Origin of the sequence: Mycobacterium novum, from assembly GCF_010726505.1 — a bacterium.
Lineage (GTDB): Bacteria > Actinomycetota > Actinomycetes > Mycobacteriales > Mycobacteriaceae > Mycobacterium > Mycobacterium algericum.
The window spans coordinates 2,590,498-2,602,242 of record NZ_AP022562.1; the positions used below are offsets into that span (position 1 = coordinate 2,590,498).

10 protein-coding genes are annotated in these 11,745 nt (G+C 68.2%); 6 read left to right on the forward strand and 4 right to left on the reverse strand.

The window, feature by feature from the left end:
- Nucleotides 1–5: 5 nt before the first annotated feature.
- The 3 genes from G6N19_RS11850 to kstD all read right to left on the reverse strand — a co-directional run bounded on the left by G6N19_RS11850 (nucleotide 6) and on the right by kstD (nucleotide 4,212).
- Complete coding sequence (locus G6N19_RS11850) at nucleotides 6–1,496, reverse strand: PPE family protein (protein ID WP_269473700.1); 1,491 nt, start codon at nucleotides 1,494–1,496, stop codon at nucleotides 6–8.
- Nucleotides 1,497–1,665: 169 nt separating this feature from the next.
- Nucleotides 1,666–2,526 carry a MaoC/PaaZ C-terminal domain-containing protein gene (locus tag G6N19_RS11855; protein ID WP_193465005.1) on the reverse strand — a complete coding sequence of 287 codons (861 nt, stop codon included), beginning with the start codon at nucleotides 2,524–2,526 and terminating at the stop codon, nucleotides 1,666–1,668.
- Nucleotides 2,527–2,529: 3 nt separating this feature from the next.
- Entirely contained in the window at nucleotides 2,530–4,212 is a 1,683-nt protein-coding gene (kstD, locus tag G6N19_RS11860) for a 3-oxosteroid 1-dehydrogenase (protein WP_193465006.1), read from the reverse strand.
- A 248-nt stretch (nucleotides 4,213–4,460) separates the two neighbouring features.
- Here kstD and G6N19_RS11865 point away from each other — a divergent pair, with 248 nt between their 5' ends.
- The 6 genes from G6N19_RS11865 to G6N19_RS11890 all read left to right on the forward strand — a co-directional run bounded on the left by G6N19_RS11865 (nucleotide 4,461) and on the right by G6N19_RS11890 (nucleotide 11,054).
- Entirely contained in the window at nucleotides 4,461–5,720 is a 1,260-nt protein-coding gene (locus G6N19_RS11865) for a cytochrome P450 (RefSeq protein WP_193465007.1), read from the forward strand.
- A gap of 150 nt (nucleotides 5,721–5,870) precedes the next feature.
- Nucleotides 5,871–6,656, forward strand: a complete 786-nt coding sequence (locus G6N19_RS11870) for a 2-keto-4-pentenoate hydratase (protein WP_085261527.1) — start codon at nucleotides 5,871–5,873, stop codon at nucleotides 6,654–6,656.
- A gap of 10 nt (nucleotides 6,657–6,666) precedes the next feature.
- Nucleotides 6,667–7,605: an acetaldehyde dehydrogenase (acetylating) gene (locus G6N19_RS11875; RefSeq protein ID WP_193465008.1), complete on the forward strand. Its 939-nt coding sequence runs from the start codon at nucleotides 6,667–6,669 to the stop codon at nucleotides 7,603–7,605.
- Nucleotides 7,606–7,608: 3 nt separating this feature from the next.
- Complete coding sequence (gene dmpG, locus G6N19_RS11880; RefSeq protein ID WP_193465009.1) at nucleotides 7,609–8,640, forward strand: 4-hydroxy-2-oxovalerate aldolase; 1,032 nt, start codon at nucleotides 7,609–7,611, stop codon at nucleotides 8,638–8,640.
- A 29-nt stretch (nucleotides 8,641–8,669) separates the two neighbouring features.
- Nucleotides 8,670–10,766 (forward strand): RecQ family ATP-dependent DNA helicase, encoded by a 2,097-nt coding sequence (locus G6N19_RS11885; protein WP_013830603.1) that lies wholly within the window; start codon nucleotides 8,670–8,672, stop codon nucleotides 10,764–10,766.
- Nucleotides 10,767–10,787: 21 nt separating this feature from the next.
- Complete coding sequence (locus G6N19_RS11890) at nucleotides 10,788–11,054, forward strand: heme-binding protein (protein WP_049792938.1); 267 nt, start codon at nucleotides 10,788–10,790, stop codon at nucleotides 11,052–11,054.
- Here G6N19_RS11890 and G6N19_RS11895 read toward each other — a convergent pair.
- Entirely contained in the window at nucleotides 11,029–11,745 is a 717-nt protein-coding gene (locus G6N19_RS11895; protein ID WP_013830601.1) for an EthD domain-containing protein, read from the reverse strand. The two genes, G6N19_RS11890 and G6N19_RS11895, sit on opposite strands and share 26 nt — an antisense overlap.

Sequence of the window (11,745 nt, forward strand, 5' to 3'; positions counted from 1 at the left end):
GGAAATCAGGCGTCGGCGCCGTCGTTCCAGCTCTCGGGGAGCAGCGGAACCGTCGGTCCATGGCTGAAACCGTTGACCGTCAATGCGGTCATGCCCGCCGCGGCCCGTTCCCGCTTGGCTTGCGCGCCTGGGAATCCTCCGCTGCCGGCACCGCGGTCTGAGGCCTGAGCCGCTGTCTCGGATGGTTCGACGGCGACCTTCACGTCGGCGAACTCGTTGGCCTCGTCGCGTGCGCGTCGACGGCGGCGGGCACGGGTGCGATCCCGCCCGCGAGCCGCCGCCGCGGCGGACTCGGCCGCGTCATCCGGGGTCGGCGTCTTCGTGACTGCGCGGGTGCGGGATGTGGCGCTCGCCCGCCCGTAAGCACCGGCAGGTCCGATCACGTAGGGCGGGAAGAATCCCGGGCTTCCCCCGGCCGGCGGTGCCGCGGGCGGCGCCGCTGCGGGAGCTGCGCTGGTTGCCGGCGTCGATATCGACGCGGTCGTGGCGGCTGCCGGCGCCGCCGGGGCACTCGAAACGGTGGTGGACGCGCCCGCGGCGGCCGGCAATGCCGCGGTGATCGGTTCTGCGTCGACGGCCACGATCGGCGGTGGCTGAACGCCGGCCAGGCCGGCCAAGCCCGCCGCCCAGCCCAGATTCCCGATAACCAGGACGAGAGCCGGCTGGATCAGCGCGGGGGCGAACTGGCTGAGTGTCGAGGCAATCTGAGCGGCGTGGAAGGTCAGATCAGCCACGATCCAGGACAGGTCGGTCATGAAGGCGCCCGGATTGGTGAGCAGGTCATTCAGCAGCACTTCGCCGTAGTAGCCCAGCTCAGAGAAGAAGTCCGTCCACCACTCCGGGTCGGCCGGAGTCAGGCTGCCGTCGTGAATTCCGCCGCCGTGGTCGTGGTCGTGGTCGTGGTCGTGGTCGTGGTCGTGGTCGTGGTCATGATCGTCCTCGTCCGCATGGTCGTGGTCGTGGTCGTGATCATGGGCTGCCAGGATCGGTGGCGCCGCCGCGGGCTGCGGGGCCGAGGCCAGCGCCGCGCCGGAGACCGCTTCGTAGCTGGCCATGGTGGTGGCGGCTTGGACCCACATCCGTACGTAGTCGGCTTCATTGAGTGCGATCGGGATGGTGTTGATCCCGAAGAAATTGGTCGCCACCAAAACGCCGTGGATTGCGTGGTTGGCCGCCAACTCCGGCAACGTCGGCATGGCGGCCAGCGCACTGACGTACGCCGTCGCCACGGTTTCATGCCGCGCTGCCAACGTTGCGCTGTCAGCGCTGGCCGCGGTGAGCCACGCCAGATAGGGCAGATGTGCGGCGGCGTACCGGTCAGCGGTGGGTCCCTGCCACGCCGCTGCCTGAGTGGCCCCGAGCAGTGACCGCAGGGCGTCGGCGATCGCGGTGTACTCCAGGCTCAACGAGGACCATGCGCCGGCGGCCGACAACAGCGGTCCGGGACCGGGCCCGCTGCTCAGCGCCGCTGAATGCACCTCGGGTGGCGAAGCCATCCACACCGGAGCCGTCACAGGGTCGCCTTCATTTCGTCGGTACACGACGCAACCGGGGTGGGCTGCGTTTCGCGATTCCGATCGACCCTAGCGAAGATGACAATCGTTTTCAATAACGATTGCCAAGAACGGCAGAACCGGCCCGTGAGGCTACTGCGGAACGGCGTTGCTAGGCCGGAACGAGCTCCACATCGCCCAGTACGACGGCGTTGTCACGGCCCGGGGCGACCACGTTGCCCAGCAGCCGGTCGCCCGCTTTCCAGATGTGGGCCCGCAGTGTCTCGCCCGGGAAGACCACGCCGGCGAACCGGGCGCCGAACGAACGCACCGCGCCGGCGTCGCCGTCCAGTGCGGTGTCCACCACCGCCTTGCAGGTCATGCCGTAGGTGCACAGCCCGTGCAGAATCGGCCGGTCGAAACCGGCCGCGGCCGCGAACTCCGGGTCGGAATGCAGCGGGTTGCGATCCCCGCAGAGCCGGTAGAGCAGTGCCTGCTGGGGTGCGGTCGGGATGTCGATTTCGAAATCCGGTGCGCGATCGGGCTGTTCGGTAGCGGTGGACGGTCCGCGCTCACCGCCGAAGCCGCCCTCGCCACGGGCGAAGATGGACCGCTGCTGCGTCCACAGCGGGGTGCCGTCGGTGCTGGTAACGCTCGTCTCGAGCACCACGACGGCGGCCTTGCCCTTGTCCCAGATGTCGACGATCCGGCTGACCGACCGTGCGCTGCCCGACGGCGGCAGTGGCGCCGGCACGATGACCTTCTCGGAGGCGTGCAGGATCTTGGCCAGGTCGATCTCGACGCCCGGCCAGCTCACCTTGGGCGGGTCGACGTCGTTGAACGACGCGGCGACGCAGCCGAACGTCGGCAGCACCTGCGGGGTGCGATCGACGACGTAGCTCAGCTCACGCGGGTCCATCGGGTCCGAACCGGCGCCCAGCCCCAGGTTGTAGAGCTGCACATTGGTTGCGCTCCAAGAGAACTCAACCCGACCGAACTCTGCGCCCAGGGCGGCATCGAGATCGATTGCCATGTCTTAAGCCTTTCCTGCGATGTCGAGAGCGGCCAGGTAACCGAAGGTCATCGCGGGTCCGATGGTGCCACCGGGGCCGGGGTAGGTGTGGCCCATCACCGGGGCGCTCACGTTGCCCGCCGCGTAGAGCCCCTCGATGACGCTGTTGTCGTCGCGCAACGCCCGGCCGCGCACGTCGGTGCGGATCCCGCCCTTGGTGCCCAGGTCGCCGGGCACCATCTTGGCGGCGTAGAACGGGCCCTGGGCGATCTGGCCCAGGTTCGGGTTCGGCTTGTTGGTCGGGTCGCCGTAGTAGCGGTCGTAGGCGCTCTCACCGCGGTGGAAGTCCTCGTCGACGCCGGTGCGCGCGAACTCGTTGAACCGTTCGACGGTCGCGGTCAATGCCGCCGCCGGCACGCCGGTCTTGGTCGCCAGCTCTTCCAGGGTGTCGGCTGAGACGATCACCCCCGACTCCAGCCACTTCTTCGGGATCCGTTGTCCGGGCTGCAATCCCGCAAAGATGTAGTTGTTGCGGTAGCGCTGGTCGAAGATCAGCCAGGCCGGAATGTTCTCGCCGGGACCCGGTCCCTGGCCGTACTGGCCGCCGTACATATGGTGGCAGGCTTCGACATAGGGCATCGACTCGTTCATGAACCGCTTGCCGGCCATGTTGACGATGATCGACCCGGGGGAGTTGCGCTCCGAGAGCGCGAACCACGGTGCGTTCGGCAGCGGCACCGTGGGGCCCCACCAGGAGTCCTCCATGATGTCCAGCGCGGCACCCAGTTTCTCGCCGGCCAGGATGCCCTCGCCGGTGTTGGCCTTCGCGCCCACGGTCCACTCGGTGGTGATCGGCGCGCGCTGATACTTCACCCGCATCTGCTCGTTGTGCTCGAACCCGCCGCTGGCCAGAATGACGCCGCGTCGTGCCCGGATCAACCGCGGCTCGCTTCCCTCCGAAGCGTTGCTGTCGCGCACATAGACGCCGCGCACCACGCCGTCGGAGACGTAGAGGTCGGTCAGTGCGGTGTTGAGCTCGACCGGGACACCGGCGTCGCGCAACCCGATCCGCAGCGGCGCGATCAGGGCGCGACCCATGCCCACCAGGTTCTTTCCGGTGGCCTGCGCCCACATGGTGCGGGCGCCCACCTTCAGGCTGCGCAACACCCCCCGCGGGTGGCGCTTGAGCTGGTTGAGCCGGACGTAGTCCTGCTGCATGACGACGACGTTCAGCGGCACCTTGCCGTACGGCGGTTCCAGGCCGGCCATGTCGGCGCCGAGCTTGCGGGCGTTGAACGGCTTCGGCTCGATCGAGCGGCCGGTCGGCTTGCCGCCGGGCTGCTCGGGGTAGTAGTCGGCGTAATCGGGAACCCAGCACATCTTCAGCGGCGAGTTACGCAGCACGAACGACAGCATCTCGGGACCGCGCTGCAGGTAGGTGTCGATCTTCTCGGCCGGAACCACGTCGCCGATGATCGTGTGCAGGTAGGTGCGGGCGGACTCGGCGTCGTCTTTGACGCCTGCCCGCTTGAGCACCTCATTGTTCGGGATCCACACGCCGCCGCCGGAGCGCGCGGTCGATCCGCCGTAATGGGCGGCTTTCTCGATGACTACGGTTGACAGCCCCTGGTGGGCGGCGGTGAGAGCGGCGACCATCCCGGCGCCGCCGCTTCCGACCACGACGACGTCGTACTCCTGTTCGGCCATGTAGAACACGTTATAGAATTGCCCCGCCTGCGCGCCAGTTGGCCGGTGGTATCGCCGCTCCGTCGCCCGGACGACCGTTCTCTTCGCTGCTGGTGGCCGACGGGACCGTCCAGTTCAGGTCGGTCGACCGCCCGGTAGAACGCGTTCCAGTTTTGTCGCCTACTCGCCTTTCGTTCGCGGCTAGGCCATGTTTTACTGGCGCGAGTAAGTATCGTGTTTTTTACACGCCGTATGAAGGAGTTGTCACCGTGGCCAGCCCCACCGCCCGCTCAGCCCCCACCATCCCGGCAGGTTTCGACCCGACCGATCCGGAGATCTGGGCGGAGCGCATACCGACTGCGGAGTTGGCCGCGCTGCGTGAAAACGAGCCGATCAAATGGATCGAGCAGCCCGACGGCGTCGGCGGCTTCAACGACGGCGGCTACTGGGCGGTCACCCGCCACGCGGACGTCAAAGAGATCTCCCGGCTCGACGACGTGTTCTCCAGCGAGATCAACACCGCCATCCCGCGGTTCAACGACGACATCCAGCGTGAGCAGATCGACCAGCAGCGTTTGATCATGCTCAACCAGGATGCGCCGCGGCACACCCGGCTGCGCCGGATCGTCTCGCGTGGCTTCACCCCGCGTCACATCCTGCCGCTGCACGACGAGCTGCAGGAGCGTGCGCAGGCGATCGCCAAGGAGGCCCTCGCCAAGGGCTCCGGTGACTTCGTGGTGGAGGTGGCCTCGGAGTTGCCGCTGCAGGCCATCGCCGGCCTGATGGGCGTGCCGCAGGAAGACCGCGGCAAGCTGTTCAACTGGACCAACCAGATGACCGGGTATGACGACCCGGAGTACGCCGAGAAGTACGACCCGGCTACCTCGGCGATGGAGATCATCGCCTACGGGTTGCAGCTGGCCGAGATGAAGCGGCAGAACCCCGGCAGCGACATCGTCACCACGCTGATCGAGGCCGACATCGACGGCGAGAAGCTCAACGACGACGAGCTCGGCTTCTTCATCATCCTGCTGGCCGTGGCCGGGTCCGAGACGACCCGCAACTCGATCACCCAAGGGATGATGGCCTTCGTCGACCACCCCGACCAGTGGGAACTGTTCAAAAAACAGCGTCCGGAGACCACCGCCGACGAGGTGGTGCGCTGGGCAACCCCGGTGTCGTCGTTCCAGCGCACCGCAACTCGTGACTACGACCTCAACGGAACGCAGATCAAGGCAGGTCAGCGGGTGGTGATGTTCTACCGCGCCGCCAACTTCGACCCCGAGGTGTTCGACAATCCGCAACAGTTCGACATCCTGCGCGACCCCAACCCGCACGTCGGCTTCGGCGGCACCGGTGCGCACTACTGCATCGGCACCCACCTGGCCCGCATGACGGTCAACCTGATGTTCAATGCCATCGCCGACCACATCCCGGACCTCAAGCCGCTGGACAAGCCGGACCGGCTGCAGTCCGGCTGGCTGAACGCGATCAAGCGTTGGCCGGTCGATTACACCGGGAAGGCCTGACTCGCCGTATCGATCGGCCCGGCGGCCATCGTGCGGGCGACGTCTCCCGACTACCGGAACCGCTGCGGCCCAGTGTCCTTGCAGCACCTAGACTTGCAGCTAGCGACTCGGTTTCGCCCGAACACCCACCACCCGAGGGGACCATCGAAGATGCTCAGCGCCCAGATCCGCGACGAACTCGCCGCCGAGTTGGCGCAAGCGGAACGCAGCCGGGTCCCGATCTCCCCGTTGACGGCGGCGCACCCCGACATCGACGTCGTCGACGCCTACGAGATCCAGCTCATCAACATCCGGCAGCGGATCGCCGAGGGTGCTCGGGTCGTCGGGCACAAGGTCGGCCTGTCCAGCGAGGCGATGCAGCAGATGATGGGCGTCGACGAGCCGGACTACGGGCATCTGCTCAACGAGATGCAGGTGTTCGAGGACACGCCGGTCAAGGCGTCGAACTACCTCTACCCGCGGGTCGAGGTGGAGGTGGCCTTCATCCTGGGGGCGGATCTGCCCGGCGCGGACTGCACCGAGGAGCACGTGCTGGCGGCCACCGAGGCGTTCGCCCCGGCGATCGAGCTGATCGACAGCCGGATCACCGACTGGAAGATCAAGCTCTGCGACACCATCGCCGACAACGCCTCCTCGGCCGGCTTCGTCCTCGGCAAACAACGGGTCAAGCCCGGTGATATCGATATCAAAGGCATCGATGCGTCGTTGACCAAGAACGGCGAGGTGGTCGCCAAGGGCCGCAGCGACGCGGTGCTGGGCAACCCGGTGACCGCGGTGGCCTGGCTGGCTCGCAAGGTGGAGAGCTTCGGAGTGCGGTTGAAGGCCGGCGACATCGTGTTGCCGGGTACGGCGACCCGGGCCATCGATGTGCACGCCGGCGATGACTGCGTCGCCGATTTCTCCGGGCTGGGTTCGGTCCGGCTGGTTTTCGAATAGAGGAGCGTTCATGGCTGCCAAAGCCTCAGTCGCGATCGTCGGGTCGGGCAACATCAGCACCGACCTGCTGTACAAACTGCTGCGCTCGGAGTGGCTCGAGCCGCGCTGGATGATCGGTATCGACCCCGAATCCGAGGGCCTGGCCCGCGCCCGCAAACTCGGTCTGGAGACCTCGGCCGAGGGGGCGGACTGGCTGCTGGCCCAGGACGAGAAGCCGGACTTCGTCTTCGAGGCCACCAGCGCCTACGTCCACAAGGCGTACGCGCCCAAGTACGAGGCGGCCGGCATCCGGGCCATCGACCTGACCCCGGCCGCGGTCGGCCCGGCGGTGATCCCGCCGGCGAACCTGCACGAACACGTCGACGCGCCCAACGTCAACATGATCACCTGCGGCGGCCAGGCCACCATCCCGATCGTCTACGCGGTGACCCGCGCGGTCACCGAGCAGGGCGGTAGCGTGCCGTACGCGGAGATCGTCGCCAGCGTCGCGAGCGTCTCGGCGGGGCCGGGCACCCGGGCCAACATCGATGAGTTCACCAAGACCACCTCGCGCGGCGTGGAGACCATCGGCGGTGCGCAAAAGGGCAAGGCGATCATCATCTTGAACCCGGCCGACCCGCCGATGATCATGCGCGACACCATCTTCTGCCAGATCCCCGAGGACGTCGACCGCGACGCGATCACCAAGTCGATCCACAGCGTGGTCGAGCAGGTTCAGACCTACGTGCCCGGCTACCGGTTGCTCAACGAGCCACAGTTCGACGAGCCGTCGCTGAACTCCGGCGGGCGGGCCGTGGTCACCACTTTCGTCGAGGTCGAGGGTGCCGGGGATTACCTGCCGCCTTATGCGGGGAACCTGGACATCATGACCGCGGCCGCCACCAAGGTCGGCGAGGAGATCGCTCGCGAGATGGTGGCGACGTCGGCGGCGAAAACTGGAGGTGCGTAAGAGATGACCGATATCTGGGATGTGCGGATCACCGACACCTCGCTGCGGGACGGTTCGCACCACAAGCGCCACCAGTTCACCCCCGACGAGGTCGGCGCGATCGTTGCCGCGATCGACGCCGCCGGGGTGCCGGTCATCGAGGTGACCCACGGCGACGGGCTGGGTGGATCCAGCTTCAACTACGGGTTCTCCAAGACCCCCGACCAGGAGCTGATCAAGCTCGCGGCGCAGACCGCCAAAGACGCCAAGATCGCCTTTTTGATGCTGCCCGGTGTGGCCACCAAGGAAGACATGAAGGAGGCGCAGGGCAACGGCGGTCAGATCTGCCGGATCGCCACCCACTGCACCGAGGCCGACGTCTCCATCCAGCACTTCGGGCTCGCCCGCGAGCTGGGCCTGGAGACCGTCGGGTTCTTGATGATGGCCCACACGATCCCGCCGGAGAAGCTGGCCGCCCAGGCCCGGATCATGGCCGACGCCGGCTGTCAGTGCGTCTACGTGGTGGACTCCGCCGGTGCGCTGGTGCTCGAAGGCGTGCGCGATCGGGTGGCTGCGCTGGTCGCCGAACTCGGTGACGACGCGCAGGTTGGTTTTCATGGCCACGAGAACCTCGGTCTGGGTGTTGCCAACTCCCTGGAGGCGGTGCGCGCCGGTGCCAAGCAGATCGACGGCTCGGTGCGCCGGTTCGGCGCCGGTGCGGGCAACGCCCCGGTCGAGGCGCTGATCGGGGTGTTCGACAAGGTCGGCATCAAGACCGGTATCGACTTCTTCGACATCGCCGACGCCGCCGAGGACGTGGTGCGCCCGGCCATGCCCGCCGAGTGCGTGCTGGACCGCAACGCGCTCATCATGGGCTACTCCGGGGTGTACTCCAGTTTCCTCAAGCACGCGGTGCGCCAGGGTGAGCGCTACGGCGTGCCCGCCCACGAACTGCTGCACCGGGCCGGTCAGCGCAAGCTGATCGGTGGTCAGGAGGACCAGCTCATCGACATCGCGCTGGAGATCCAGCGGGAGCGGACCGAAGCCGGCAAGTAGGTGTCGGGGGCCTCGGGCACGATGGTGCGGTGACCGCCTCGACCACCCCCGCCCGCGCTGAAGCCCAGGCGATCCTGGAACAGCTCGCCGGCCCGCACGCGGTGTTGCGCGACGATCAGTGGGCCGCGATCGAGGCGCTGGTGGTCGAGCGCCGGCGCGCGCTGGTGGTGCAGCGGACCGGCTGGGGCAAATCAGCGGTGTATTTCATCGCGGCCAAACTGCTGCGGGCGCGCGGGCACGGCCCGACGGTGATCGTGTCGCCGCTGCTGGCCCTGATGCGCAATCAGGTCGCCGCCGCCGAGCGGGCCGGGGTGCATGCCGCCACCATCAATTCCGCGAATGTCACCGAGTGGGCCGACGTGCAACGCCGGGTGACAGCCGGTGAGCTGGACGTGTTGCTGGTCAGCCCGGAGCGGCTCAACAACCCGGACTTCCGCGACGAGGTGCTGCCCGCGCTGGCGGCCCGGGCCGGGCTGGTGGTGGTCGACGAGGCGCACTGCGTCTCGGACTGGGGGCACGATTTCCGGCCGGACTATCGGCGCATCCGCACCCTGATCGCCGACCTTGGGGCCGGAGTCCCGGTGCTGGCGACCACGGCGACCGCCAACGACCGGGTGGTCGAGGACGTCGCCGGCCAACTCGGAGTCGGCGGTGGCGACACACTGGTGCTGCGCGGCGGTCTGGACCGGGAGTCGCTGCGGTTGTCGGTGGTGGCCGCCGGCGGTCCGGCGCAGCGCGCCGCCTGGATCGGCGAACACCTGAACGAGCTGCCCGGCTCCGGGATCGTCTACACGCTCACCGTGGCCCAGGCTCACGACGTGGCCGCCGATCTGCGTGCGCAGGGGTTCGCGGTGGCGGCCTATACCGGTTCGACCGACTCCGCCGACCGGGAGCAACTCGAGGCCGACCTGCTGGCCAACCGGGTCAAGGCGCTGATCGCCACGTCGGCGTTGGGTATGGGTTTCGACAAGCCGGACCTCGGATTCGTGGTGCACCTGGGTGCGCCGTCGTCGCCAATCGCCTACTACCAGCAGGTGGGGCGGGCCGGACGTTCCACCGCCAGTGCGGAGGTCATCCTGCTGCCCGGCACCGAGGACACCGACATCTGGCGCTACTTCGCCTCGCTGGCGTTCCCGCCGGAGTCGTTGGTGCGCAAGGTGATCGGCGAGCTGTCGCTCGATCAGCCGCTGTCGACGCCGGCGCTGGAGGCCCGGGTCGACCTGAATCGGTCGCGGTTGGAGATGGTGCTCAAGGTTCTCGACGTCGACGGCGCGGTACGCCGGGTCAAGGGCGGCTGGCTGGGTACCGGTGCGCAGTGGACCTACGACGAACCGCGCTACCGCAAGCTCGACGAGCTGCGCCGCGGCGAGCAGCAGGCGATGCTGGACTACCAGCGCACCGATGGCTGCCGGATGAGTTTTCTGCGCGCGCAGCTCAACGACCCGCAGCTGGCCGAAGGCGAGCGTTGCGGGCGGTGCGACAACTGCGCCGGGCCGCGGTTTGACGCCGAGGTCGATCCCACCGCCGCCGCGGCCACCCGGGAGCGGCTGATGCGCCCCGGCGTGGAGATCACGCCACGCCGGCAATGGCCGTCTGGACTGGCCCAGCTCGGTGTCACGCTGTCCGGCCGGATCAGCGACGGTCCGGAGCCGGGCCGGGTGATCGGCCGGCTCACCGACCTGGGCTGGGGTGCTCGGCTGCGGCGGCTGCTCGACGAGCCGGACCGCGAGGTTCCCGACGACGTGGTGCGGGCGGCCGTGTCGGTGCTGGCGGGCTGGGACTGGCAGACCCGACCCACCGCGGTACTCGGGCTGGATTCGGCCACGCATCCGGTGCTGATCGGCTCACTGGCCGACCGGCTGGCGCAGCTCGGCCGCCTGACCCGGCTGGAGACGCTGCGCTATGTGCCGGGCCGGCGGGCCACGGCGGCGGCGAACTCGGCCTATCGGGTCGCCGCCCTGCAGGGCGCCTGGCAGCCGCCCACCGATCTGCCGGCCGATGTCGGCCCGGTGTTGCTGGTCGACGACGTGACCGAGACCGGGTGGACCCTGACGATGGCCGCCCGGGTGCTGCGCGCCGCCGGTGCGCCGCAGGTGCTGCCGTTCGCGCTGGCCAGCATGAACTGACAGTGCGGGTACCGTCGAGTGATGAGCGGCATTACTCGAGCGATTGTGGTGGGTCTGCTGAGCATGGCCGGGGTGCTGGCACCGGTGGTGGCCCACGCGCAACCGTGTGACCAAACCGTCGGGGAATCCATCGACGCCTACCTGAACCGGCATCCGGATGTCCGGGCCGAGCTGGACGAGAAGGGCCGGCAGGAAGACCCTGGTGCTCCGAATCCGACGCTGTCCTATCTGGAACGGCACCCGCACGTGCGGCAGGCGTTGATCACGTTGTCGCAGCAATGCGTGTGAACGGCGACCGCAGCAGGTAGCGGCTGGTGGGCACCGTGTCGATGTTCTGGTGCGCGCCGAAGGCACTGACACTGGCCAGCAGTCGCTTGAGCCGGTCGGCGAGGTCGGCCTCGTCGGCCGCGCCGTAGAACGCGTACGGATCCGACACCGCGCCGTCTGGGAACAGTTCCTCGACGATGCCGTCGATCGCCGGCGCATCCTCGGTGAGCGCGCGGACCACGACGTTCTGGGTGTAGCCGAAGGTCGCCTGGGTATCGATCGCCACCTGGGTGTGGTCGATGTGCCAGCGGTGCAGCCAGGTCGCCTCGTCCAAATCAGCCGGCCGCCGCAGTAACGCCACATTGGCCAGCCCGCGGGTACGGCGGCCCTCGCCGAGGTCCGGCGGCGGCATGGGCATCGATTCGGTCACCAGATACGCTGCCGCCGAATCGGATTCGGCTTCGATCAGCGCGATGGCGGCCCGAGCTTGCGTGCCGTAATACTGCTCGGTCCACAGGCTGATGACTGCGGCGACCGGCGGATCCAGTGTCGTCAGGGTCATCATGGCGTCGCGCACCGGCTCGTCGCGCACGTTGACCGCCAGCCCCGGAAGTCCCAAATCCAGCAGCTCAGCGGCTACCGGCCCGCGCAGCTTGCGGCACCATTCCTCGCTGAAATCGGCTGTCCGGGCGATGATCACGATCTTTTCCAT

Bases quoted from the DNA above. Each gene is read 5' to 3' on its own strand.
- G6N19_RS11850 (WP_269473700.1), bottom strand. From the start codon at position 1,496: ATGGCTTCGCCACCCGAGGTGCATTCAGCGGCGCTGAGCAGCGGGCCC.
- G6N19_RS11855 (WP_193465005.1), bottom strand. From the start codon at position 2,526: ATGGCAATCGATCTCGATGCCGCCCTGGGCGCAGAGTTCGGTCGGGTT.
- kstD (WP_193465006.1), bottom strand. From the start codon at position 4,212: ATGGCCGAACAGGAGTACGACGTCGTCGTGGTCGGAAGCGGCGGCGCC.
- G6N19_RS11870 (WP_085261527.1), top strand. From the start codon at position 5,871: ATGCTCAGCGCCCAGATCCGCGACGAACTCGCCGCCGAGTTGGCGCAA.
- G6N19_RS11875 (WP_193465008.1), top strand. From the start codon at position 6,667: ATGGCTGCCAAAGCCTCAGTCGCGATCGTCGGGTCGGGCAACATCAGC.
- dmpG (WP_193465009.1), top strand. From the start codon at position 7,609: ATGACCGATATCTGGGATGTGCGGATCACCGACACCTCGCTGCGGGAC.
- G6N19_RS11890 (WP_049792938.1), top strand. From the start codon at position 10,788: ATGAGCGGCATTACTCGAGCGATTGTGGTGGGTCTGCTGAGCATGGCC.
- G6N19_RS11895 (WP_013830601.1), bottom strand. From the start codon at position 11,745: ATGGAAAAGATCGTGATCATCGCCCGGACAGCCGATTTCAGCGAGGAA.